We start from the raw sequence: 22,885 nt of genomic DNA, 5'->3' as shown, positions 1-22,885 counted from the left end.
GCACACTCGCGCACCTGGCCCATGACCTGCGCAGACGTGGGTCACGACAGGCGGGAGCCGCGGACGTGACCACCCTGACCACCAGTGCCTTCGACCTGCCCGACCACCTCACCGCCAAGGCCGACCCGGCGCTGACCGCCACCGACGAGCAGCACTTCGCAGCCATCGCGGCGAGCCTTGCCCAGTCCATCGCCGAGCTCTCCGACCGGCTCGCTGCCGAACGGAAGGCACCTGGAGGCACCGGGCAGGCGGCGCTGGACCGGGACCTGGAGGTCCACCGGCTGGCCGCCCGGCTGCGCGCCCTGCGGCGCTTCGGGCTGGACCTGTGCCTCGGGCGCATGGTCGGCGCCGAGGACCCTGAGCCCGTGTACGTCGGCCGCCTCGGCCTCACCGACGGTGCCGGCCGCCGGCTCCTGGTCGACTGGCGCTCCCCCGCGGCCGAGCCGTTCTTCGGCGCGACCCACGCCGATCCCATGGGGCTGGCCAGCCGCCGCCGGTACCGCTGGACCCGCGGTCGGGTCACCGACTACTGGGACGAGGTGTTCACCTCCGACGGGCTTCGGCAGCAGGTCGCGCTGGACGACGAGTCGGCCTTCATCGCCAGCCTCGGCAGCAGCCGCTCGGCCCGGATGCGCGACGTGCTGGGCACCATCCAGGCCGACCAGGACGCGGTGATCCGCGCCGGTTCGGCCGGCGCCCTCGTTGTCGACGGCGGGCCGGGGACGGGCAAGACCGTCGTCGCTCTGCACCGCACCGCCTACCTGCTCTACGCCGACCCGCGCCTGGGCCCCGGCCGGGGAGGTGTGCTGTTCGTCGGCCCGCACCAGCCCTACCTGGCCTACGTCTCCGACGTCCTCCCGAGCCTCGGGGAGGAGGGGGTGCAGACCTGCACGCTGCGCGACCTGGTGCCCGAGGGCGCCACGGCGACGGTCGAGACGGACCCGGAGGTGGCCCGGCTGAAGTCCTCGGCCCGCCTGGTCCAGGCGATCGAGGCAGCCGTCCGGTTCCACGAGGAACCACCCCGCCGCGGGACGACGATCGGCACCGACTGGTCCGAGGTCCGACTGAGCGCCGACGACTGGGCCGAGGCGTTCGCGGCGCCGGACCCCGGCACCCCGCACAACGAGGCCCGGGACCGGGTCGAGGACGAGCTGGTCGCCGTCCTCGTCGACCAGCTCGGGGACGACGACGTCGCGCCCGAGCAGCTCCGCGCGTCGCTGGCGCGCAGCGGTGAGCTCGTCGCCGCCGTCGACCGCGCGTGGCCGCTGCTCGAGGCGACCGACCTGGTCGGGGACCTGTGGTCGGTGCCCGCCTACCTGCGCCATTGCGCACCCTGGCTCAGCCCCGAGGAGGTCCGGGCACTGCAGCGCCCGGACCCGCACGGCTGGACGGTGTCCGACCTGCCGCTGCTGGACGCCGCCCGGCAGCGGCTCGGCGACCCGGAGGCGTCCCGGCGCAGGCGGCGGCGCGCGGCGGCCGTCGCCGCCGAGCGCGACCGGATGGCCGACGTCATCGACGAGCTGATCGCGACCGACGACTCCGAGCTGCTGCTGATGACGACCCTGCGCCACCAGGACCTCCGCGACGCCCTGGTCGACCCCGACGTGGTGCCCCGCGCCGACCCCGACCGGCTGGCCGGACCCTTCGCGCACGTCGTCGTGGACGAGGCGCAGGAGCTGACCGACGCGGAGTGGCAGATGCTGCTGCTCCGCTGCCCGTCGCGCAGCTTCACCGTCGTCGGCGACCGCGCCCAGGCCCGGCACGGCTTCCCCGAGTCGTGGCAGGAACGGCTGCAGCGGATCGGGCTCGACCGGGTCGAGCTGGCCTCGCTGACCATCAACTACCGGACGCCGGAGGAGGTCATGGCCGAGGCGGAGCCGGTCATCCGGGCCGCACTGCCGGACGCCAACGTGCCGACCTCCATCCGCAGCACCGGCGTCCCCGTCCTGCACGGGTCCCTCGCCCAGCTGGGGCCGGTGCTCGACGGCTGGCTGGCCGAGCCGCACGAGGGGGTCGCCTGCGTCATCGGCGACCCGACGTTCCCGGCGTCCGCGCGGGTCCGGTCGCTGACCCCGGAGCTGGCGAAGGGCCTGGAGTTCGACCTGGTCGTGCTCGTCGACCCGGCGGAGTTCGGCGCGGGCATCGAGGGGGCGGTCGACCGCTACGTGGCGATGACCCGGGCGACCCAGCGGCTCGTCGTCCTCACCGGTGGCTGAGACTGGGGCGCATGCCGACCAGCCTGTGCCCGTGCGGCTCCGGACTGCCCTACGCCGAGTGCTGCGGCCGGCTGCACGACGGGACGACGACCGCGGCGACGGCCGAGCAGCTGATGCGGTCCCGGTACAGCGCGTTCGCCGTCGGCGACCCGGCGTACCTGGTGCGCACCTGGCACTCCACCACCCGGCCCGGCGCGATCGACCTCGACCCCCGGGTCCGCTGGATCGGCCTGGAGGTGCTCCGCACCTCCGGCGGGGGGCTGCTGGCCACCGTGGGCACCGTGGAGTTCCGTGCGCACTCGGTCGTCGACGGCGCCTCCGGCACCCAGCACGAGGACAGCAGGTTCGTCCGCGAGGACGGCCAGTGGCGCTACCTGGACGGCGACAGGCTGGACTGATCCACGTGGAACATCAGACCTCGGCGGGTTCCGCGGCGAGGGTCACCGGGTCGGTGTTCGCCCCGCACACCACGGTGACCACCCGCTCGCCCGGCGCCGGCACGTAGCCACCCGAGGTCAGCGCCGCGTACGCCGTCGCCGCGCCGTGCTCGCTGGCGACCCGGGCCTCGCTCCAGAGCTCTGCGCGGGCAGCGACGACGTCGGCGTCCTGGACCAGCACGCTCACCAGGCCGGGGGACCGTCCGACGACGTCCCAGGCGATCGCCCCCAGCCGCCGGGCGCCCAGCGAGTCCTTGGCCACCCCGGAGACCTCGACGTCCACCGGCTCCCCGGCGGCCAGCGCGGCGGCCAGCGTCGGCGCGGTCACCGGCTCGACCGCCACCACCCGGGCCCGGCCGTCGACCGCCGCGAGCACGCCGGCCAGCAGCCCGCCGCCGCCCACCGCGACGACGACGGTGTCGGTGCCGGGCAGGTCGTCGAGCAGCTCCTCGGCGAGCACCCCGGCCCCGGCCGCGATCTCCGGCTGGTCGTAGGCGTGGCAGAAGACCGCGCCGGCGGCGTCGGCGAACTCCACCGCCGCCGCCTGCGCCTCCGCGTACTCGCTGCCCACCAGCCGGACGTCGGCGCCGTAGGAGTGCAGCCGGTCCACCTTCACCGCCGGGGTCGGCTCCGGCACGAAGACCGTCGCCGGGACGCCGATCGAGCGTGCCGCGAACGCGTGCGCCATCCCGGCGTTGCCGCCGGACGCGGTGACGACGCCGATCGCCGGGTCCAGCTCGCCGCGCTCGGCCGCGGCGAGCTGCCGGTTGAACGCGCCGCGGGCCTTGAACGACCCGGTGTGCTGGAGGAACTCCAGCTTCAGCCAGCCGGACCCGCCCACCTGGAGGAGCGGGGTGCGGCGGACGTGCCCGGCGGTCCTCAGGCGGGCGGCCAGCACGTCGTCGCGGGTGAGCACCGCCCGACCCTACGGCCGGTGGCGGTCCGCGGGAGGGTCCCTGCTTGGGTGGGGGTCCGCGGCCACCCCGCGCACGCCCCAGCCCCGGGAGAACCGCCATGCCGCACCTGCTGCACCTCGACTCGTCCGCCGACCCTCGCAGCTCCGCGTCGCGGGCGGTGACCGCGGCGTTCGTCCGCGGCTGGCAGGCCCGGGGGAAGGCCTTCACGGTCACCGCCCGCGACCTGCAGGCCGACCCGCCGCCGCACCTGCCGGACGCCGCGCTGCACTGGGCGCCGCGGCTGCGCACCGCAGCGGAGACCCTCGACCCGGCCGACGAGCTCCGGCAGCAGGGCTACCTGGACGAGCTGCTGGCCGCCGACGTCCTGCTGGTCGGGGCGCCGATGTACAACTGGTCGCTGCCCTCGACGCTGAAGGCGTGGATCGACCACGTGCACGTGCTGGGCACCACCGTGCCGTTCGGCGAGTACGAGGCGCGGCCGCTGGCCGGGCGGACCGCGGTCGTCGTCTCCAGCCGCGGCGCGAGCTACGACTCCGGCGGCGAGCAGGCCAGCTGGGACCACACCGTGCCGCCGCTGGAGCTGGTGCTCGGCCAGTCCTTCGGCATGTCGGTCTCGGTGATCACCCTGCAGCTGACCCTGGCCGACCGGGTCCCGGCGATGGCGGACCTGCGCGGGCAGGCGGCGGCCGAGGCCGACGCCGCCCGCAGCTACGCCGAGGAGCTGGCCGCCGGCATCGCCGCCTGACCGCCACGCCTTCGCCGGACCGACGGCGACGCGCCGGGCCGCGGTCACCGGGCGGTCACCTGCGCCGCTGAACCTGGCACTGTCCGGGCCCCGTCCAGGGGCCTGCCGGCAGCCGAGGTGTCGCCGTGACCGCAGCACTGCCCTGGGTCCCCCGTTCCGCCTGCACGCCCCGCTGCGCCGCCGACCCGGCGCCCGCGGCCGACCCCGCGCTGCAGCGGCACCGCCGCCGCCGGCTGGCCGGCGCGCTCGCCGGCACCGCGGCCGCCTCGGCGCGCGCGCACCTGGCCGGCGCCCGCGGCCGGCGGCGGCTGGTGGTCTGTGCCGCGGCGCGGCTGCTCACCGCGGCCGGGGTGCGGGTGGAGGTGCACGCCTCGCCGGTCGGCTGGCCGCGCTCGGGCACCGGCTCCCTCGTCGTCGCCAACCACGTCTCCTGGCTCGACGGCCTGGCGCTGCTGACCGTCGTCCCCGGCGTCCCGGTGGCCAAGGCCGAGATCGGTGAGTGGCCGCTGGTCGGCGGCCTGCTCCGCCGGACCGGCGTCGTGCTGCTGGACCGGGCCCGGGTGCGGGCGCTGCCCGGCGCGGTGGCGGAGGCGGCCGGGCTGCTGCAGTCCGGGACGTCGGTGACCGTGCACCCCGAGGGGACGACGTCCTGCGGCGTGCAGCTGGGCCGCTTCCGGCCCGCCTTCTTCCAGGCCGCGGTGGACGCCGCCGCCCCGGTCTGCCCGGTCGCCGTCCGCTACCGGACCGACGGCGGGTCGGGGACCGCGGTCGTGGCCCACCTGGGCGGCGAGTCGCTGCGCCGCAGCCTCGCCCGGGTGCTCGCCACCCGCGGGCTGGTCGTCGAGGTGCACCTGCTGCCGGCCCTCGACCCGTCCGGCGCGGACCGCCGGGAGCTCGCCGCCCTCGCCGAGTACGCGATCGCCGCGGTCACCGAGGCACGGCCTCCGGTGGTGACCGCCCACCCGCGGCTGCCCCGGGTGCCGGCGCCGGTCCCGGTGCGCCGCCCGGCCCGCCGGCCCGGGGTGGCGCGTGCCGCCTGACGTCGGCATGCGGGTCACGGTCGTCGCCGAGACGTTCCTGCCGGCGGTCAACGGGGTGGTCAACTCGGTGCTGCGGGTGGTCGACCACCTCGCCGTGCGCGGCCACGACCCGGTGGTGGTCGCCCCCTCGGGGAGCAGCTACGAGTCCCGCTGCGGCGCCCGGGTCGAGGTGGTCACCGTCCCGGCGATGCGGCTGCCGCGGTACCGGCAGCTGCCGCTGGCCCGGCCGGCCGGTGACCTGACCGCCGTCCTGCGGCTGCTGCGGCCCGACGTCGTCCACCTGGCCTCCCCCGCCGTCCTGGGGCTGGCCGCGGCGCGGGCGGCCCGGGCGCTGGGCGCGCCGTCGGTCGCCGTCTTCCAGACCGACCTGGCCGCCTACGCCCAGCGGTACCGGCTGCCCGGCGGACCGGCCGCGGCGTGGCGGTACCTGCGCACCGTGCACGGGACGGCGGACCTCACGCTGGCGCCGTCGTCGGCGGCGGCCACGCAGCTGACCCGCCAGGGCATCGGCCCGGTCGCGCTGTGGCCGCGCGGGGTCGACCTCGACCAGTTCTCGCCCGGCCACCGGGACCCCGCGCTGCGCGCCGCGCTGGCCCCGCGGGGTGGGCTGGTCGTGGGCGTGGTCGCGCGGCTGGCGGTGGAGAAGCGGCTGGAGCTGCTCGCCCCGCTGAGCGTGCTGCCCGGGGTCCAGCTCGTCGTCGTCGGCGACGGGCCGCAGCGCCGCGCGCTGGAACGGGCGATGCCCCGGGCGCGCTTCCTCGGCCAGCTCGGCGGGGCCGAGCTCGGCGCCGTCGTGGCCTCGCTGGACCTGTTCGTGCACCCCGGTGCCGACGAGACGTTCTGCCAGGCGGTGCAGGAGGCGCTGGCCGCGGGGGTGCCGGCCGTGGTGGCCGCCTCGGGCGGACCGCTGGACCTGGTGCGGCACCGGGAGAACGGCTGGCTGTGGGCCGGGGACGACCCCCACGTGCTCGCGGCGATGGTCGCCGGGCTGCGCGAGGACCCCACCGCGCTGGCCGCCGCTGCGGCCCGGGCGCGGCCCTCGGTCGACGGGCGGACCTGGGGGCGGGTCGGCGACGAGCTGATCGAGCACCTCCAGCGGCTGCGCAGCCCAGTCCCCGCCTGAACGGGCCCTGCCGATCGCGCGGGGCGCGGTCCCGGGGCAGGATCGGACCGGTCGTCCCCTTCCCCGCACCCCTGGAGGCGTCATGACCCAGCCCCTGCGCGACCACGCCCCCGAGGGCACGCCGTCCCCCGTGCTGGACCTCAGCCAGTGGCGGCTGAACGCGCTGCCCGACACGAACTCCGACGAGGACTGGGACGACGACCGCGAGCTCTTCGACCCCCAGGGCAACCGGGTCGACAGCTGGCGGGAGGGGTACCCGTACGACCACCGGATGGAGCGCCGCGACTACGAGATCGAGAAGCGGAAGCTGCAGATCGAGCTGCTCAAGCTGCAGGGCTGGGTGAAGGAGACCGGGCAGAAGCTGGTGCTGGTCTTCGAGGGCCGGGACGCCGCCGGCAAGGGCGGCACGATCAAGCGCTTCACCGAGCACCTGAACCCCCGCGGCTCCCGGGTGGTGGCGCTGGACAAGCCCTCGGAGCGGGAGAAGACCCAGTGGTACTTCCAGCGCTACGTGTCCCACCTGCCCGCTGCCGGCGAGATCGTCATGTTCGACCGCTCCTGGTACAACCGCGCCGGCGTCGAGCGGGTGATGGGCTACTGCACCGCCGACGAGTACCTGGAGTTCATGGCCCAGGCGCCGGAGATCGAGCGGATGTTCGTGCGCAGCGGCATCCAGCTGGTCAAGTTCTGGTTCTCGGTCACCCGGGGTGAGCAGCGCAGCCGGTTCATCGTCCGGCAGATCGACCCGGTGCGGCAGTGGAAGCTCTCGCCGACCGACCTGGCCTCGCTGGACAAGTGGGACGCCTACACCGAGGCCAAGGAGGCGATGTTCCTGCACACCGACACCGAGCACGCCCCCTGGACGGTGATCAAGAGCAACGACAAGAAGCGCGCCCGGCTCGAGGCCATCCGGCACGTGCTGGCGCGGTTCGACTACACCGACAAGGACGTCGCGGCGGTCGGCGTCCCCGACCCGCTGATCGTCGGCTCGGCCGCCGACGTCCTGGAGGAGGACTTCGCCGACCCGGTCATGCCCGAGCCCGGCGACACCCTGCCCCTCGAGGCCGGCTGAGGGTGCCCCGGCCCCCTCAGCGGCCCGGGCGGAAGGGGGTGAGGTCGAAGGGCGGCCGCTCGCCGAGGGCGAGACCGGCGGCGAGGACGCCGGTGAGCGGACCGTAGGTGAGGCCGTTGGCGCCCAGCCCGGTGGCCACCACCAGCCCGGCCAGCCCGGGGACGGCGCCCAGCAGCGGGTACCCGTCGGCGCTGACCGGCCGGAAGCCCACCCGGGTCTCCAGGACCGTCGCGTCGGTGAGGCCCGGCGCGAGGGTGAGCGCGGCGTCGAGCACCTGGCGCTGACCGGCGACTGTCACCCGGGAGTCGAACCCCGCGCCGGGCTCGCGGGTGGCGCCCACCACGACCCGGCCGCCGGGGAAGGCGAGCGCGTAGTGGTGGCCGTGCTCCTCGCCCAGGGTCATCACCGTCGGCCACCCCGCGGTCTCCCGACCGGGCAGCTCGACGTGCACGATCTGCCCGCGCACCGGCCCGAGCCCCAGCCGCAGGCCCAGCGGCGCGCACAGCTCCGTCGACCAGGCGCCGGCCGCCAGGACGACGGCGTCCCCGTCCAAGACGACCTGGCCGTCCACCCGGACGCCGCGCACCCCGTCGCCGTCGCGCACCAGCTCGGCGCGCCCGCTGTGCCGGACCGCGCCGGCGCGCTCGGCCGCGACCAGCGCGGCGTCCCGGAACAGCCGGCCGTCGACCCGGCCGACGCCGCCGGTCCAGACGGCGGCGAACCCGGGGTCCAGGACCGGGAAGCGCTCGGTGGCCCGACCGGGCGCGAGCAGCTCCACCGCGCCGAGGCCGGTCCAGCCACGGCTGTCCCGGACGGACTCCAGCGCCGCGGCCATGTCCCGCAGCCCGGAGACGTCCCGGCTGACCGTCAGCCCGCCGACGGCGGCGTAGCTCGGGTCCTGCCCCGACTCGGCGGCCAGCCCGGCCGCCAGCTGCGGGTAGGTCGCCCCGGCGAGGTCGCTGTACCCGGCCCTGGCGTCCGGTGGCCGCCGGACGCCAGGGCTGGACGATGCCCGCCCCGGCCGCCGTCGCGGGGCCCGTCTCGCCGGAGTCGACCAGGTCGACGCGGACGCCGCGACGGGCCAGCTGCCAGGCCGCCGTGGCCCCGACGATGCCGGCCCCGACCACGACGACGCCCTGCGCTGCAGCCATGCCGCCAATCTGTCACGGCGTCATCCGGCGGCAACTGACCGCGCACAGCACAGCGCCCGCCCCGAACGGCCGGGACGGGCGCTGGCGGGCCCTGCGGTGGATCAGCTGGTGCGGTGGGTCAGCGGCGGTCGTCGCCGGTCGTACCGGTGATGCCGTCGGTGTCGACCTGCTCCTTGCGCACCTGCTCGTTGACCTGCACCTGCTCGGTGACGGTCTCGGTGTCCAGGCGCACGCGCTCGACCGGCACGGCCTCCTTCTCCACGACGGGACGCTCGGCGTGCAGCGTCACCTCGTGCTCCTCCTCGGAGATGGCCGGCCCGTCCATGGCGTTGCCGACGTTGGCGTCGGTGATGGGTTCGCGCTGGACGCGGACCTCCTCGTGCGAGACGGGGACGGTCTGGCTCACGTTCTCCGTGACGACGTACTTGCGCAGCCGCGCCCGGCCTGCCTCGACCTGCTGGGTGCCGACGTTGACGCGCTCCTCGGAGAGCGTCATGGCGTCATCGGTGGTCGGGCCGGAGGTGTCGTGGCCCTTGGTGCCGTGGCGGTTGACGTCGGTGTCGGTGTAGCCGGCGGTGGTGTTCGCCGTGGTGTCGCCGACCTCGTCGGTGACGCCTGCGCCCATGCCGGTGTTGGTCGTCGTCCGCGACGTGTCGGTCGTGGTGGACTGGACGTCGCTGTGCTGCCCGGTCCCGCCCACGCCGTAGTAGCGGTACAGCTCCTGCTCCTCGTCCGGGGAGAGGTGGCCGTCGGTGTCGATCTTCGGGGCGTCCTTGACCTGGGCCTTGGTCACCGGTACGCGGAGCCCGTCGCCGGTCATGTCCGCCTCACGGATCGGGACGAAGGTCTCCTTCGTGCCGAACAGGCCGGTCTTCACGGTGACCCACTCGGGGTTGCCGGACTGGTCGTCGAGGAAGACCTCGGAAGCGGTGCCGATCTTCGTGCCGTCAGCGTCGTAGACGTCTGCGCCGATCACACGATCGAGGGTGTCGGTGCCGATCATGTTCCACTCCTTGGCTCGGGGGATCTTGATGTGGCTCGGTCCGACTCATGCCCCTCGAGCTGATCCGGAAACGGCCCGTTCATGATCGATCTGACCCTGTGTGATGGTCGTGCGCGGCCCGGTCGCCCCCGCCCGTCCCGAAGCCGCAGGTCAGAGGGGGCTTCTGGGACGGACACGCCGCCGGGACGGACCGGTCCGACACGCCGGGACCGAACAACGCCTGTGCAGCCCGGGCGTGTCGCGACCGCCGCGGGCGCTCCTCGACCTGAGCATGGAGGACGTGCCTCCTCGTTCGCCGTACGACGACCTGGTCCACCCGCGCACCCAGAAGAAGCCCTCACCCGAGGTGGAGGCGCTCAAGGACGTCGTCGTGGAGGACCCCAGCAGCGGGTTCGTCGGGGCCGTGGTGCGCTGCGAGAAGGACGTCGTCCACCTGGAGGACCGTTTCGGGAAGGTCCGCGCCTACCCGCTCGGCCCCGGCTTCTGGGTCGACGGCCGGCCGGTCGTGCTGGTGCGGCCGAAGCAGAACGCCCCCTCCGGCCCGCAGCGCAGTGCGTCGGGGTCGACCTACGTCGTCGGCGCCCGCGCCCGGGTCGCTCGCGAGGGCCGCATCTACGTCGAGGGCAAGCACGACGCCGAGCTGGTGGAGAAGGTCTGGGGCCACGACCTGCGGATCGAGGGCGTCGTCGTCGAGCCGCTGCACGGCGTGGACGACCTGCCGGGGATCGTGCGGGAGTTCCGGCCCTCGGCGGGCCGCCGGCTCGGCGTCCTCGTCGACCACCTGGTGACCGGCTCCAAGGAGACCCGCATCGCTGCTCAGGTCACCGGGGCGCACGCGCTCGTGGTCGGCCACCCGTTCATCGACATCTGGCAGGCGGTCAAGCCCTCCGTCGTCGGGATCACGGCGTGGCCGACGGTGCCCAGGGGTGAGGACTGGAAGGCCGGTGTCTGCCGCCGGCTGGGCTGGGAGGACGACACCGGCTACGTGTGGGCGCAGCGGATCCTCGCCCGGGTCAGCACCTGGACCGACCTGGAGCCCACGCTGATCGGTCGGGTCGAGGAGCTCATCGACTTCGTCACCACCGAGTGACCCCGACCCCCTGGTGCTTGCACCGCAACGACCGGTGCGCCATTGTGTCAATCCCTTGATGCAATGAACATGCGGAGGTCGTCGTGGCGCTGCTGCCCCTGCTGCTCGTGGTGGTCCTGGCGGCGGCGGTGACCGTCGGCGCCGTGCTCACCCGACGGGTGCCGCCCAGCGCGGAGGCGACCGTGGCGGCCGCCCGCCAGCACGCCTCGTGGACGGCGCTCACCGCAGTCGTGGTGGCTGCCGCCGCCGCCCTCGCCGCCGGGGCCACCTCTCCGTTCACCGGCGACGGGCCGGCGAGCCTCGGGATCGCGGCACTGCTGGTCCCGGTCACCTTCGGCGTGGTGCACACCGCCGTCCTGGCCCTGGGCGAGCTGACCTGGCCCCGTCCGCAGGGTCCGCTCCGCCGTGCCCGGCTGGTCCGGCGCGGGCTGCTCGACGCGGCACCGCGGTGGCTCGTCCGGCTGGCCGGCGGCACCGTCGTCGGCGCGGCCGTCACCCTCGTCCTGGGCGCCGTGCTCGCCGAGGACGACGGCCGCAGCGTGTCCCTCCGCAGCGCGGACGGCATGCTGACCGGGACCGCCAGCCCCTTCCCCGGGTGGACCTACGGTGGCCCGGCAGCGCTCGGCCTCCTCGCGCTCACCGCGTTGACCATCGGCGCCCTGCGAGTCGTCGCCACCCGGGCCGCGGTCGTCACGACCGACGAGCGGGCGGAGTCGGCCCTGCGACGGGCGTCCGCGCACCGGGTGCTGCGTGGCGCTGTCGGCTCCGCCCTGGTCACGACCAGCGGGCTGGTGCTGGTGGCGGGCATGTCCACCCGCAGCGTGGCCGGCAACGTCGGCCCGCAGGCGCTGGCCGTGCTCGGGCTGGTGTTATTCGGTTGCGGCCTGGCCGGACTGCTGGCCGGCCTCGTCGTGCTCTGCGTCCGGGCACCCGGCGTCCCGGCCGACCAGCAGGTGCCGGCCTGACCACGATGGCGCTGGACATCACGGTCGACGTGAAGGCGGCGACCCCGCCCTACGAGCAGATCCGCGGCCAGATCGCGGCCTACGTGCAGAGCGGGCTGCTGCCCGACGGGGCGCGGCTGCCGACCATGCGGGCGCTCGCCGCCGACCTGGGCGTGGCCCCGGGCACCGTGGCCCGCGCCTACGCCGAGCTCGAGGCGTCGGGGCTGGTGGCGAGCCGGCGGCGCACCGGCACGGTCGTCACCGCCGGCCCCGGCGCCCGGCCCGTCGGCGAGGAGCGGGTGCGCGAGGCGGCCGCCGTCCTGGCGCGGACCGCACGCGCGGACGGCGTCGACCCGGAGACGGTGCTCGCCATCGTGCGCGCCGCCCTGGTCCACCAGCCCACGACGTCCTGAACCGGCGAGCGGCCGCCGTCCCGGGGAGGACGACGGCCGCTGCGGTGCCCCGGATGACGGAGCCTCTCGATCACGGGATGTAGTTGAACGTGTCCGGGTCGGGGCCGGTGCGCTCGTTGCGGTCCAGCCCGGTGATCTCGCGCAAGTCGTCCTCGGAGAGCTCGAAGCCGAAGATGTCGAAGTTCTCCTCGACCCGGCTGCGGGTGACCGACTTCGGGAACACGATGTCGCCCCGCTGGACGTGCCAGCGCAGGGTCACCTGCGAGGCGGTCTTGCCGTGGCGCTCGGCCACGCGGAGGATCGTCGGGTCGTCCAGCACCTTGCCCTGGGCGATCGGCGACCAGGCCTCGGTGGCGATCTCGTGGTCGGCGTCGAAGGCCCGCAGCTCGTCCTGGGCGAGGTAGGGGTGCACCTCGATCTGGTTCACCGCGGGGCGGATCTCGGTCTGGCCGAAGAGCTTGCGCAGGTGGTGCGCGTTGAAGTTCGAGACACCGATCGACTTGGCCCGTCCGGAGCGGTAGATCTCCTCCAGCGCCTTCCAGGTCTCGACGTAGTCGACGTCGATCCCCGGCAGCGGCCAGTGGATGAGGAACAGGTCGACGTAGTCCGAGCCCAGCGCCTCGAGCGTGCCGTCGAAGGCCTTCAGCGCGGCGTCGTGGGCGTGGAAGCCGTTGTTGAGCTTGGAGGTCACGAAGACCTCCTCGCGCGGGACGCCGGAGGCGCGGATGCCCTCGCCGACGCCCTTCTCGTTGCCGTACATCTCGGCGGTGTCGATGTGCCGGTAGCCGACCTCGAGCGCGGCCTGCACGGCGTCCGCGGTGTCCTCCGGCGGGACCTGGTAGACGCCGAAGCCGAGCTGCGGGATCTCGATGCCGTTGTTCAGGGTGATCGTGGGCACGGTGGCCATGCGGGGTCCTCCAGAGGTGGGACGGATGAGGGGCGGCGCGCGAGCCTGCGGGCGCGACCGGCCTGGTCTGCGACCTACCCCGGCCGTCGCCGTCCTACCCGCGAGGCATCTCACCGCGCCGGCGGGAATGCCCGGCGGTGCTGATCACTACGGTGAGCGGCACCGTCGTCGGGCAGGAAGAGGGCACGTGGCAGAGCTCCAGCGGGTCACCGACGGCACCGGGTGGGAGGCGTCCGCGGGCTACAGCCGGGCGGCCCGCGCCGGCTGCTGCATCGCCGTCAGCGGCACGACCGACACCGGCCCGGACGGGACGGCGGCGCACCCCGGGGACACCCACGCCCAGGCCGGTGCCGCGCTGCGACGGGCGGTCGCCGCGGCCGGGGCGCTCGGCGCCGGCCTCGACCAGGTGCTGCGCACCCGGCTGCTGCTCGCCCCGGGAGCCGACTGGGAGGGCGCCGCGCGTGCCCACGCCGAGGTGCTCGGCGCGGTCTCCCCGGCCAACACCACGCTGTTCGTGGCCGGGCTGATCGGCGAGGGGTTCCTCGTCGAGGTGGAGCTGGACGCGTGCACCGGGGCCTCCTCGTGACGACCAGCCTGCGCTTGAACAACGACCTGCCGGTGGCGGAGTACGTCGAGCTGGTGGTGGCCGCCGAGGCGCTCGGGTTCGACCAGGTGTGGGTCTCCGACGACCTGTTCCTGCGCTCGGCACCGGTGATGGTGACCGCCGCGGCCACCCGCACCTCCCGGATCGGCCTGGGCATCGGGATCATGAACCCGTACTCGGTGCACCCCGCCGAGCTGGCGATGCTCGCCGCGACCCTGCAGGAGGTGTCCGGCGGCCGGTTCCTGCTCGGGCTGGCGGCCGGCGCCGAGGAGTTCCTCGGCTGGGCCGGCATCCCGCGGCCGCTGCCGCTGACCCGCACCCGGGAGGCCGTCCGGGCGGTGCGCGCGCTGAGCCGCGGCGACCGGCCCTCCGACGTCCCCGGCACCGGGGAGGCGTGGACGCCCGAGGCCCACCTGCGCTTCCCGCTGGGCGCGCCGGCCCCGGTCTACGTGGGCGCGATGAGCCCGAAGATGCTGCAGATGTCCGGCGCCGAGGCCGAGGGCGTGCTGCCGCTGCTCTACCCGCCCGAGCACTTCCCGGTCGCCCGCGACCTGGTGCACGCCGGTGCCCGCGACGCCGGCCGCGACCCGGCGGAGGTCGACGTCGCCGCCGCCTTCTGGGTGGCGGTCGACGACGACGGCGCCCGCGCCGAACGGGCCCTGGCGGAGAAGATCGCCTACTACGGCGCCTCCTTCTCCCCGTACCTGCTGTCCCGGGCCGGGCTGGCGGTCGAGGACTTCGCCGACATCCAGGCGGCGCTGTCCGCCGGCGAGCCGGAGCGGGCCACCGACCTGGTCACCCCCGCGATGCTGCGGCTGGGCATCGCCGGGGACGCCGACGAGGTGGTGCGCCGCTGCCGCTGGCTGCAGGAGCAGGGCGCCACCCACCTCTCCTTCGGCCCCCCGCTCGGCCCCGACCCGGTCGCCGCGGTCGCCGTCCTCGGCCAGCAGGTCCTCCCCCGCCTCTGACCCCGCGATCCGCCAAAGGCACGCCTTCGGCGACCCCCTTGATCGCCAAAAGCGTGCTTTCGGCGGTCGAGGGGACGGCGACCTGTGGACGACGGGCTCATGGGCCGCCCCCGTCGGCCAGGCTCCCTGGGTGCCCCGTCGTGATCCCCACCTGACCGGTGTCTTCCTCGGCAGCCATGCCGTTGCTGCGGGGCACCTGACCCGCGACCAGCTGCGGCGCCTGGGCTGGCGGCGCCTGGTCCGCGGCGTCTACGCCGACCCCGGGCTGACCCACGACCATCGACTGCGCGCCCGGGGTGTGTCGTTGCTGCTGCCCACGGGCGCCGTCATCGGTGGGCACTCGGCAGCAGCCTGGTACGGAGCCCGGTTCGCGGCTGCCGCTGACCCGGTCACCGTCATCTGCCCGTCCGACGTCCGGTGGGTCGGACCGCGAGGGGTCCGGGTCCACCGCGCGCCGCTGGCGCCGGCCGACGTGACCGTCGCCGGCGACGTACCGCTGAGCTCGGTGCTGCGCACCGCCTGGGACGTCGCGGCCCTGGAGTCGTTGCCCACGGCGGTCGCGGCACTGGACGCCATGGTGCGCACCGAGAACCTGGTCCTCAGCCACCTGGCCGCAGCAGCCGAGCAGGGCAGTGGCCGGTGGGGAGTGGTGCGGGTGCGCCGCGCCGTCCCGCTCGTGGACTCCCGCGCCGCGTCACCGCCGGAGTCGTGGGTGCGCGTGGCATTGGTGCTGGCCGGGCTCGACCCCACGGTGCAGTTCAAGGTCTTCGCGGATGGCTCCTTCGTGGCCCGGGTCGACTTCGCCTGGCCGGAACTGCGGTTGGCGGTGGAGTACGACGGCGCCTACCACTTCGAGGACGACCAGATACCCAAGGACGACGAGCGGATCGCCGCGCTCCGGGCAGCGGGGTGGCGCGTCCTCCGGATCAGCGCCGCCGACCTCCGGGACATGGACCGGGTCGTCCAGCGGATCCGTGACGCGCTGACCGATCTGTCCGCCTCATGACCGCCAAAAGCGCGCCTTTGGCGACCAAGGGGTCAGACGGTGGTGCGGGCGGCCCAGAGGTCGGGGAAGACGACGCGGGCGGCGCTGCGCTCGAGCCACACCAGGCCGGCGGAGCCACCGCTGCCCGGCTTGGCGCCCATCGCCCGGCGGACGGCGGTGACGTGCCGCTGCCGCCAGGTGGTGAACACCTCGGCGACGTCGGTGAGCGCCTCCCCCAGCGCGAACAGCTCGTTGGCGGGACGCGGGTCCCGGTAGACGTCGGCCCACAGGCCGGTCACCGCCGGGTCCGGCTCGTGCGGGACGGACCGGTCCCGCGCCAGGACGGCGGCCGGCACCGGCAGACCGCGCCGGGCCAGGTACGCCAGCACGTCGTCCTCCAGCGACGGCCCGGCCAGCGCGCGCTGCAGGTCGGCGTGCACGACGGGCAGGCCACGGTGCGGCCGGACGACGGACTCCGCCTTCAACCCGAGCAGGAACTCCACGTCCCGGTACTCGTAGGACTGGAAGCCCGACGCCTCGCCGAGGGAGTCCCGGAAGCCGTTGAACTCCGCGGGGGTGAGCCACAGCAGCGACCCCCAGCTGGCGTCCAGCGACCGCAGGTGGTGCACCGAGCGGCGGATCGAGGCGACCGCGCCGTCCAGGTCGTCGGCCCGCAGCTGCCGCTGGGCCAGCTCCCACTCGCGGCGCAGCAGCGTGAACCACAGCTCCATCACCTGGGTCACCACGAGGAACGCCGGCTCGGCGGGGTGGTCGGTGACGGTGCGCACCAGCGCCTGCAGCTGGCGGACCCCGACGTACGCCTCGTACGGCGTGGCCTCGGCGAACTCGACCGTGGGCAGCCCGGCGTTGGCGGCCGCCCGCTCGGCGCGGGTGTCGCCGTCCAGCGGCGGCGGGGCGGCCGGGCGGATGGCGGCGGGCGGCTCGGGCCGGGCGCCGGGCAGACGACGGGTGGTCATGGGCACTCTCTACAGCAGCATGGGCCCATGACGACCGCCGCTGTCCCGCCGCTGCCGGCCGAGGACCACGTCTGCGGTGCCTGCGGGCTGGACTTCGCCGCGCTCCCCGTGGACGTCGCCGCCGCCATCGTCCGAGCCGTCCCCGGCCGGGCCCAGGTGCTGCTGTCCGGCCGGCCGGATGCCGAGCTGCGCCGCCGGCCGGACCCGGACACCTGGTCGGCCGCCGAGTACCTCTGCCACCTGCGCGACGTGTACGTCACCAGCACCATCCGGCTGCACCGGGCGCGCACCGAGGAGCTCCCGGTGCTCGAGCCGATGCTCAACGACCTGCGGGCCCGGCGCTTCCGCTACGCCGACTGCGACGTCCCGGCGGTGCTCGGCGAGCTGGCCGCGGCGGTCGACGGGGTCGCCGACGAGGTCCGGCGGGTGACCCGGGACGGCTGGGACCGCCGGGTGACCAGGCTGCCGGGCGAGGAGCGGACGGTGCGCTGGCTGCTCCGCAACGCCGCGCACGAGGGCCGGCATCACCTGGCCGACATCGACGACGTGCTCAGAGCTGGGCGGCCACCAGCGGCTCGAGGGTGAGCTCCGGGCTGCGCTGCTGCAGCGAGCGCAGGTCCCACTTGTCCATGAACAGCGCCAGCAGCTCGCCGTCCTCACGCTCCAGCACCTCGACCCCGCGCGCCGCGGCGACCGCCGGGGCGGAGGCGGCGTCGGTGCGGACGGCGATCGTGTACGACAGCCGGTCCAGCTCCACCGGCGCGCCGAACTCGGACTCCATCCGGTGCTGGGCGACCTCGAACTGCATCGGCCCGACGACGGCGAGCACGGGAGCGGCGTCGCCGCGGCGGTCCGAGCGCAGCACCTGCGCCACGCCCTCGGAGGCCAGCTGGCCGATCCCGCGGCGGAACTGCTTGAACTTGGCGGTGTCCTTGCCGCGCATCACCGCGAAGTACTCCGGCGCGAAGGTGGTCAGCGGCGGGAACTGCACCCCGGCGTCGACGTAGAGGGTGTCCCCGACCGACAGCGCGTTGGCGTTGACCAGGCCGACGACGTCACCGGGGTAGGCGACGTCGACGCTCTCCCGCTCGCGGCCGAACACGTGCTGGGCGTACTTGGTGGCGAACGGCCGGCCGGTGGAGGCGTGGGTGACGACCATGCCGCGCTCGAACACCCCGGAGCAGATCCGGATGTAGGCCAGCCGGTCGCGGTGCGCGGCGTCCATGCCCGACTGCACCTTGAACACGAAGGCGCTGAACGGGTCGTCGAGCTTGCGGACGGCACCGTCGGCGTCCGGCCGCCCGGTGGGCGCGGGGGCCAGGTCCACCAGGACGTCGAGCAGGGCACCGACGCCGAAGTTGGAGACCGCCGAGGCGAAGATGACCGGCGTCGTCTCCCCGGCCAGGAAGCGCTCCTGGTCGTGGTCGGCCTCGGTGGCGTCGAGCAGCTCGCCCTCCTCGACCGCCCGGGTCCAGTCCACGCCCTCGCGAGCCTCGGCTGCCGCGGCGGGGAGCACCTCCTCGGGGGCGATCGTCGCGCCGCCGGCGGTGCGGGTGAACCGGTGGTAGCTGCCGTCGCGGCGGTCGAGCACCCCGCGGAAGTCACCGGCGATGCCGACCGGCCAGGTGAGCGGCGTGGGCTCCAGCCCGGTGCGCTCGCTGACCTCGTCCATCAGCTCGAGGGCGTCCTTGCCCGGCCGGTCCCACTTGTTGACCACGGTGATCACCGGGATGCCGCGGTGCCGGCAGACCGCGAACAGCTTCATCGTCTGCGCCTCGAGGCCCTTGGCGGCGTCGATCAGCATCACCGCGGCGTCCACGGCGGTCAGCACCCGGTAGGTGTCCTCGGAGAAGTCCGCGTGCCCCGGGGTGTCCAGCAGGTTCACCACCGCGTCGCGGTACTCGAACTGCAGCGCCGCCGAGGTGATGGAGATGCCGCGGGCCTTCTCCATGTCCATCCAGTCCGACACCGTGCCGCGGCGCCCGGCCTTGCCGTGCACCGCGCCGGCCGAGCCGATCACCCGGGCGTGCAGCGCGAGCGCCTCGGTGAGCGTCGACTTGCCCGCGTCGGGGTGGCTGATGACGGCGAAGGTCCGCCGACGCGCTGCCTGAGGGAGCACCTCGGCCGCGGCGGCGGCGCTGGACGGGCTGCTCATGGACGTGCGAGGTCTCCTCGGGTGGAACGGGGTGTTCCTCCGACTGTACGGCGGTCCCCGGTCAGAAGTAGTCCAGCAGCTGCGCCGCGGGACCGCTCGCCAGCAGGTCCAACGCCGCCGGGTCGCCGGTTCCCCCGACCAGCCCCGCCTGGGCCGCCGACCGGCCGGTGCCCACGCCGCAGTACAGGACGCCGAAGCCGCGCACGTCCAGCGCCAGGTCCGGCTCCCGCGCCGCCCGGGTGAGCGTCCCCGCGCCGTCGGCCACGGTGAGCTCCCAGGCCCCGGCGTTCCACGGCGCGAGCGCGTCGCCGAGCCGGAACGCCACCTGCCCGCGCACGTGTGCCGGCCAGCCGCGGGTCTCCACCGCGCGGACGACGTCGACCGGCCGGTGCATCCAGACCTGACCGGAGTGCTCCGCCCGCTCCAGCGGCAGCACCATCGAGAACGGGTCCCCGGCCAGCAGCGGCACCCGGACGGTGCGGGTGACCGTCCGCCAGCCGGCCAGCACGCCGGCCAGCGCCCGGGCGGCCGGTGCATCGCGGGCCAGCAGGGTGGTGACGTCCAGCCGCGCGTCCGGCCCGTAGCCGCGGCCCCGGCCGAACAGCAGCGCGCCGGTCAGCTCGCCGTCGACCTCGGCCAGCGTGAGGGCGTCCACGCCGCGGGGCAGCGGGGCGTCCGCCGGCTCCAGGTCGAAGAAGCCGCCGCGCCGGGTGAGCAGCCCGTCGTGGGTGCGGGCGACCTGCTCGTACAGGTCGGTGACCAGCGGCAGGTCGGCGGCATCCCCCGGGCGCAGCGCCACCCCGCCGGGATCCCGCGGCCGGGGCAGCCCGGCGGTGTCGAGCTCGACGGCGCCGAGCACCCCGGCCACCTCCCAGCCGGCGGAGCGGTAGACGTCGGAGACCGTCGGGTACAGCGCGCTGACCGCCGCGCCGCGCTCCCGGGCGTGCTCGAGCAGCGCACCGAGCATCGCGCGGGCCACACCGCCGCCCCGGCTCTCCGGGCGGACGGCGACCCCGCTGACCCCGGCCGAGGACACCCGCCGGCCGCCCCACCAGTGCTCGTGCGGCAGTTCGGTGGTCTTCCCGACCAGCCGTCCGGCGTCGTCGAAGGCGCCGAACCGGACGACGCCGTCGACCTCGCGCAGCGCCGAGGGCGGTGGCTCGTCGGGGCCACCGAAGGCCAGCCGGCCCAGCGCCCAGGCGGCCGGCAGCTCGTCGGCGGTCAGCGGCCGCACGGTCGGGGTCAGGACGTCGCCCCCGCCGCGACGTCGGCCCGGACGTCGGTCCGGCGGAGCACCAGCCAGGCCACGACGGCGAACAGCCCGGCGACGGCGGCGCCCAGAGCGGGGACGGCGAAGGCGGCCTCGGCGCCCCACTCGTCGACCGCCGTCCCGGCCAGCGCGGAGCCCGCGGTGATCCCGACGACGAGCCCGGTCGAGGTCCAGGTCAGCCCCTCGGTCAGGCCGGCGCGGGGCACCCGGGCCTCCACCAGGGACATCCCCGCGACCAGCACCGGGGCGATGGTCAGCCCGGCCAGGAAGGCGATGGCGACCAGGACCGGCAGCGAGCCGACCAGGTGCAGCGCCTGGGCGGCGACCGCGAACAGCAGCGCGGTCCCCACGAAGCGGCCGACCAGGGTGCCCGGGACGCGGACGATGCCGTAGACCAGCCCGGCCACCAGGCTGCCGCCGGCGTAGGCGGAGAGCGCGATCCCGGCCGCGACGCCGCGGCCCTCGGCCTCGGCGAAGCCGACGACGACGACGTCCATCGCGCCGAACACCGTGCCGACCGCCAGGTCGGTGACGGCGATCGCGATCAGCCCGGGCGTGAGCACCCGGACCCGGGTCCGCGGCTCACCGGCCACCCGCGCCGCCACCGGCGGCGCGGTCTCGTCCAGCCGGGACAGCGCCAGTCCGCCGGCCACGCCCAGCAGCAGCCCGGTGAGGAAGCCGACCGGCGGCGCGACGAGGGCGGCCAGGAAGGTGATCAACGGGGGCGCCAGGACGAACACCACCTCGTCGGCGACCGACTCGAACGCGAACGCCGTCTGGCGTTGCCCCGGGTCGGGCAGCACGTTGGCCCACCGGCTGCGGACCACCGAGCCGACGTTGGCGCCGCTGGCCCCGCTGAGCGCGGCGAGGGCGAACCACGTCCAGTGCGGTGCGTCGGCGAGGACGACGGCGACGAACGCCAGCCCGAAGACCAGGTAGAGCAGCGCGGTGCCGCGCAGCACCCGGCTCTGGCCGACCCGGTCCATCGCCCGGGCCCACTGCGGGCTGCCGACGGCGAAGGACAGCGAGAGCGTGCCGGCGACGGCACCGGCCAGCGCGTAGCTGCCGGTCTCGCCCTCCACGAGCAGGACCGAGCCGAGGCCGACGGTCGCCATCGGCACGCGGGCGATGAGCCCGGTGAGGGAGAACGCCCGGGTGCCGGAGACGGCGAACAGGTCGAGGTACGGGGTGAGGACGGTGCGGGGTGACACAGCAGCTCTCGCGCTTCCTGGCCACAGGCGAGTGCGGGGATGCCCGCCGGACCCTCGGGTGGCGACCCGAAGGTAACAGCCGGACCGGTCACCCGGACGGCACGACGGGACACTGGCCGGGTGAGCCCTCGATCGGTGAGCACGGCCTTGCGCACCCTGACCCGGCACCGCGACGACGTGGCCGCCGAACGCGCCGAGAGCCGGGTGTCGGCCTACGTCTACGGCAACGTGCTCGTGCTGGCCGCGGTGGTGGGCGCCTCCCCCGCGGCGGTCCTGTCGGGGACGGCTGTGGTGCTGGTCGTGGGCACCGTCCTGTCGACCTACGTGGCACACGTGCTCGCACACGCGATCGGCGCGCTGTTCGGCGGCGAGGACGGGCGTACCGCGGTGGCCGTCGAACTGCGGGACGCCGTGCCGATCGTGAGCTCGGGCGTCACCCCCGCGCTGCTGCTCGGTCTCGCGGCGCTGGACTGGCTCCCCGGGCTGTGGGGGCAGGGCCTGTCCGCCGCGGTGCTGCTCGCGCGGATCGCCGGCACCGGGGTCGTCTACCGCCGGCTGCGGGCCGACGTCCCCCTCCGCCGGGCCTGGACGGTGGGCGCGCTCGCCGCCGCGGTCGCCGCGGTGGTCGTCGTCCTCAAGCTGGCACTCACCCACTGACACGCCGCGACACGGGATGACCCTCCCGGCGGTCCTGGACTCTGCATGAACCTTCATGCATCAATGTGTGAGCGCACGCACACGTGCGGTGACCACAGCATCTCGGAGGCTCCGCCCATGTCCCGCAGCACACCTCGACGGCTGCTCGCCGTCCTCGCCGTCTCGACCGCCGTCCTGCTCGTCCCGGGGATCGCCCAGGCCCGGGGCGGCGGCGACGACGGAGGCGCCGTCGAGGACGGCGGCGGGGGTGGTGCGGTCACCGGCGACTTCGCCGTCACCGTCAACGGCCGCACGTCCGACCCGGCCACCGGCAAGGACTTCCGGGTCACCGACCTGGCGCCGACCTCGCCCGTCGTCGTCACCGGTCGGAACGTGACGTTCCGGATCGACCCGGCCACCCTGGGGGTCTACGACTACACCCTCACCGGCGCGGCTGACCCGGAGCGGATGGTGACGGCGCCGACCGTGGTGTTCGCCTCCAAGGTCCCGGTGCTGACCCCGGCCCAGCGGGCCGGCGTGCGGATCCAGGAGCTGCGGCTGCGCGACGACACGCTGGTCGTCACCTTCAGCACGGCGGCCGGCACGCTCAAGGTCCAGGCCAAGGACGCGCCGCAGGGCGGGATCTTCCAGATGGAGCAGGAGTTCGGCGTCCCCGTCGAGTTCGTGCACACCCTCGGCGCCGGGCTGTTCTACTTCGTCAACGAGTTCACCGGGAAGGTCAACTTCGGCAACGGAGTGGGCGCCGACGCCACGCACCGGATGCTGCTGGGCAAGGACAGCCCCCAGGTCGCCGCCAAGCTCGCCCAGTCCGCGACGGTGACCCGCTGGTCGGTCACCTCGGGCGGCCGGATGGGCGGCGTCCTGGGCGAGGACGCCATCGAGCTGTCGGCTGGTGCCACCAACTGCACCAGCGACTGCCAGGCCCGCAACCGCGTCCAGGGCTCGCTGCCGGTGCCGGCGGACCCGACCGCCCTGACCCCGATCGGCGGCTGACCCCGCC

General features: G+C 75.2%; 22 protein-coding genes and 2 pseudogenes. 15 read left to right on the top strand and 9 right to left on the bottom strand.

The genetic code is table 11. The features are described 5' to 3' along the window. The first annotated feature begins 65 nt into the window (after window positions 1–65). A complete protein-coding gene (gene helR / locus FHL79_RS18200; RefSeq protein ID WP_138759990.1) occupies window positions 66–2,216 on the top strand; it encodes an RNA polymerase recycling motor ATPase HelR in 2,151 nt (716 codons plus the stop codon). Window positions 2,217–2,227: 11 nt separating this feature from the next. After that, window positions 2,228–2,614: a YchJ family protein gene (locus FHL79_RS18195; protein ID WP_138759989.1), complete on the top strand. Its 387-nt coding sequence runs from the start codon at window positions 2,228–2,230 to the stop codon at window positions 2,612–2,614. A 13-nt stretch (window positions 2,615–2,627) separates the two neighbouring features. On the opposite strand, the gene FHL79_RS18190 is transcribed toward FHL79_RS18195, so the two are convergent. Then, window positions 2,628–3,569 (bottom strand): threonine/serine dehydratase, encoded by a 942-nt coding sequence (locus FHL79_RS18190; protein ID WP_138759988.1) that lies wholly within the window; start codon window positions 3,567–3,569, stop codon window positions 2,628–2,630. Window positions 3,570–3,667: 98 nt separating this feature from the next. On the opposite strand from FHL79_RS18190, the gene FHL79_RS18185 reads away from it, so the two are divergent. From FHL79_RS18185 to ppk2, 4 genes are all read left to right on the top strand, one after another. Beyond that, complete coding sequence (locus FHL79_RS18185; RefSeq protein ID WP_138759987.1) at window positions 3,668–4,315, top strand: FMN-dependent NADH-azoreductase; 648 nt, start codon at window positions 3,668–3,670, stop codon at window positions 4,313–4,315. A gap of 125 nt (window positions 4,316–4,440) precedes the next feature. After that, window positions 4,441–5,355 carry a lysophospholipid acyltransferase family protein gene (locus FHL79_RS18180; protein WP_138759986.1) on the top strand — a complete coding sequence of 305 codons (915 nt, stop codon included), beginning with the start codon at window positions 4,441–4,443 and terminating at the stop codon, window positions 5,353–5,355. Then, on the top strand, window positions 5,345–6,478 hold the full coding sequence (locus FHL79_RS18175; RefSeq protein ID WP_218938508.1) for a glycosyltransferase: 1,134 nt from the start codon (window positions 5,345–5,347) through the stop codon (window positions 6,476–6,478). Before FHL79_RS18180 ends, FHL79_RS18175 begins: the two co-directional genes overlap by 11 nt. Before the next feature lie 82 nt (window positions 6,479–6,560). Beyond that, the gene (gene ppk2, locus FHL79_RS18170; protein ID WP_171058225.1) at window positions 6,561–7,550 is read left to right on the top strand and encodes a polyphosphate kinase 2; all 990 of its coding nucleotides are present in this window, start codon (window positions 6,561–6,563) and stop codon (window positions 7,548–7,550) included. Between the two features lie 16 nt (window positions 7,551–7,566). On the opposite strand, the pseudogene FHL79_RS18165 reads toward ppk2, so the two are convergent. The 3 genes and pseudogenes from FHL79_RS18165 to FHL79_RS18160 all read right to left on the bottom strand — a co-directional run. Then, a pseudogene (locus tag FHL79_RS18165) lies at window positions 7,567–8,538 on the bottom strand (NAD(P)/FAD-dependent oxidoreductase); the annotation flags it as partial. 64 nt (window positions 8,539–8,602) lie between these two features. Continuing rightward, window positions 8,603–8,701: pseudogene (locus FHL79_RS26530) on the bottom strand (FAD-dependent oxidoreductase); the annotation flags it as partial. Window positions 8,702–8,819: 118 nt separating this feature from the next. Then, window positions 8,820–9,704 (bottom strand): DUF2382 domain-containing protein, encoded by an 885-nt coding sequence (locus tag FHL79_RS18160; RefSeq protein ID WP_138759985.1) that lies wholly within the window; start codon window positions 9,702–9,704, stop codon window positions 8,820–8,822. Between the two features lie 280 nt (window positions 9,705–9,984). On the opposite strand from FHL79_RS18160, the gene FHL79_RS18155 reads away from it, so the two are divergent. From FHL79_RS18155 to FHL79_RS18145, 3 genes are all read left to right on the top strand, one after another. Continuing rightward, the gene (locus tag FHL79_RS18155) at window positions 9,985–10,794 is read left to right on the top strand and encodes a DUF3097 domain-containing protein (RefSeq protein WP_138759984.1); all 810 of its coding nucleotides are present in this window, start codon (window positions 9,985–9,987) and stop codon (window positions 10,792–10,794) included. A gap of 83 nt (window positions 10,795–10,877) precedes the next feature. Then, window positions 10,878–11,759 carry a hypothetical protein gene (locus FHL79_RS18150; RefSeq protein WP_138759983.1) on the top strand — a complete coding sequence of 294 codons (882 nt, stop codon included), beginning with the start codon at window positions 10,878–10,880 and terminating at the stop codon, window positions 11,757–11,759. Between the two features lie 5 nt (window positions 11,760–11,764). Further along, the gene (locus tag FHL79_RS18145; RefSeq protein WP_138759982.1) at window positions 11,765–12,151 is read left to right on the top strand and encodes a GntR family transcriptional regulator; all 387 of its coding nucleotides are present in this window, start codon (window positions 11,765–11,767) and stop codon (window positions 12,149–12,151) included. A gap of 70 nt (window positions 12,152–12,221) precedes the next feature. Here the strand turns inward: FHL79_RS18145 and FHL79_RS18140 are convergent, their stop codons facing one another. After that, window positions 12,222–13,058 (bottom strand): aldo/keto reductase, encoded by an 837-nt coding sequence (locus tag FHL79_RS18140; protein WP_138759981.1) that lies wholly within the window; start codon window positions 13,056–13,058, stop codon window positions 12,222–12,224. Window positions 13,059–13,245: 187 nt separating this feature from the next. On the opposite strand from FHL79_RS18140, the gene FHL79_RS18135 reads away from it, so the two are divergent. The 3 genes from FHL79_RS18135 to FHL79_RS18125 all read left to right on the top strand — a co-directional run bounded on the left by FHL79_RS18135 (window position 13,246) and on the right by FHL79_RS18125 (window position 15,636). Then, window positions 13,246–13,644: a Rid family hydrolase gene (locus tag FHL79_RS18135; protein ID WP_138759980.1), complete on the top strand. Its 399-nt coding sequence runs from the start codon at window positions 13,246–13,248 to the stop codon at window positions 13,642–13,644. Then, window positions 13,623–14,630 (top strand): LLM class flavin-dependent oxidoreductase, encoded by a 1,008-nt coding sequence (locus FHL79_RS18130; RefSeq protein WP_138759979.1) that lies wholly within the window; start codon window positions 13,623–13,625, stop codon window positions 14,628–14,630. The genes FHL79_RS18135 and FHL79_RS18130 overlap by 22 nt, the downstream gene beginning before the upstream one ends. A 130-nt stretch (window positions 14,631–14,760) precedes the next feature. Then, entirely contained in the window at window positions 14,761–15,636 is an 876-nt protein-coding gene (locus FHL79_RS18125) for a DUF559 domain-containing protein (protein WP_138759978.1), read from the top strand. 32 nt (window positions 15,637–15,668) lie between these two features. On the opposite strand, the gene FHL79_RS18120 is transcribed toward FHL79_RS18125, so the two are convergent. After that, the gene (locus FHL79_RS18120) at window positions 15,669–16,592 is read right to left on the bottom strand and encodes a tryptophan 2,3-dioxygenase (protein ID WP_138759977.1); all 924 of its coding nucleotides are present in this window, start codon (window positions 16,590–16,592) and stop codon (window positions 15,669–15,671) included. Window positions 16,593–16,619: 27 nt separating this feature from the next. Here FHL79_RS18120 and FHL79_RS18115 point away from each other — a divergent pair, with 27 nt between their 5' ends. Continuing rightward, the gene (locus FHL79_RS18115; RefSeq protein WP_138759976.1) at window positions 16,620–17,177 is read left to right on the top strand and encodes a DinB family protein; all 558 of its coding nucleotides are present in this window, start codon (window positions 16,620–16,622) and stop codon (window positions 17,175–17,177) included. Here the strand turns inward: FHL79_RS18115 and FHL79_RS18110 are convergent. From FHL79_RS18110 to FHL79_RS18100, 3 genes are all read right to left on the bottom strand, one after another. Continuing rightward, window positions 17,143–18,747, bottom strand: coding sequence for a peptide chain release factor 3 (locus FHL79_RS18110; RefSeq protein ID WP_138759975.1), 1,605 nt, complete (start codon window positions 18,745–18,747; stop codon window positions 17,143–17,145). The genes FHL79_RS18115 and FHL79_RS18110 overlap by 35 nt on opposite strands. 61 nt (window positions 18,748–18,808) lie before the next feature. After that, complete coding sequence (locus tag FHL79_RS18105) at window positions 18,809–19,981, bottom strand: GNAT family N-acetyltransferase (protein ID WP_246080942.1); 1,173 nt, start codon at window positions 19,979–19,981, stop codon at window positions 18,809–18,811. An 8-nt stretch (window positions 19,982–19,989) separates the two neighbouring features. Then, the gene (locus tag FHL79_RS18100) at window positions 19,990–21,228 is read right to left on the bottom strand and encodes an MFS transporter (RefSeq protein ID WP_138759974.1); all 1,239 of its coding nucleotides are present in this window, start codon (window positions 21,226–21,228) and stop codon (window positions 19,990–19,992) included. Between the two features lie 135 nt (window positions 21,229–21,363). Between FHL79_RS18100 and FHL79_RS18095 the strand changes: the two genes are divergently transcribed. After that, window positions 21,364–21,885, top strand: coding sequence for a hypothetical protein (locus FHL79_RS18095; protein WP_218938507.1), 522 nt, complete (start codon window positions 21,364–21,366; stop codon window positions 21,883–21,885). Between the two features lie 117 nt (window positions 21,886–22,002). Continuing rightward, the gene (locus FHL79_RS18090; protein ID WP_138759972.1) at window positions 22,003–22,878 is read left to right on the top strand and encodes a hypothetical protein; all 876 of its coding nucleotides are present in this window, start codon (window positions 22,003–22,005) and stop codon (window positions 22,876–22,878) included. Window positions 22,879–22,885: the final 7 nt, after the last annotated feature.

This window comes from Modestobacter altitudinis (assembly GCF_005930475.1).
GTDB classification, from domain to species: domain Bacteria; phylum Actinomycetota; class Actinomycetes; order Mycobacteriales; family Geodermatophilaceae; genus Modestobacter; species Modestobacter altitudinis.
This window is presented reverse-complemented; position numbering and strand designations above follow the sequence as displayed.